The following is a 328-nucleotide window of genomic DNA, read 5'->3' as shown; positions in this document are numbered from 1 at the left end:
ATTGTATTTATGGATGCCATACATTATAAAGTTAGAAGTGAAGATAGAATAATAAAAAAAGCAGCATATATAGCTATAGGTATTAACTTAGAAGGGCTAAAGGAGGTTTAGGAATATGGATTGGAGGAAATGAAAGTTCAAAGTATTGATTAGAGGTGTTTACAGATATTAGACGCAGAGGAGTTAAGGGTATATTAATAACTTCTTTAGACTGACTAGTTGGATTTTCTGATGCGATTAAAGCAGTATTTCTTGATACTGAAATACAAAGATATGTTGTGCATCAAATTAGAAATATTTTAAATTACGTATCATATAAAAATAGAAA

Annotated in this window: 2 protein-coding genes; both read left to right on the top strand. The window is 28.7% G+C overall.

The genetic code is table 11. The annotated features are described in order from the left end of the window. The first annotated feature begins 9 nt into the window (after positions 1-9). Positions 10-111: a transposase gene (locus tag KGF42_RS20675; protein WP_227826929.1), complete on the top strand. Its 102-nt coding sequence runs from the start codon at positions 10-12 to the stop codon at positions 109-111. Positions 112-236: 125 nt separating this feature from the next. After that, positions 237-328: hypothetical protein (locus KGF42_RS20670; RefSeq protein WP_227826928.1), on the top strand; the 92-nt coding region annotated here is incomplete at its 3' end.

It is taken from the genome of Clostridioides sp. ZZV15-6383, from assembly GCF_020657735.1.
GTDB classification, from domain to species: Bacteria; Bacillota; Clostridia; order Peptostreptococcales; family Peptostreptococcaceae; genus Clostridioides; species Clostridioides difficile_D.
The sequence above is the reverse complement of the archived record's forward strand: the minus strand, read 5'-3'. Positions and strand labels throughout refer to the sequence as shown.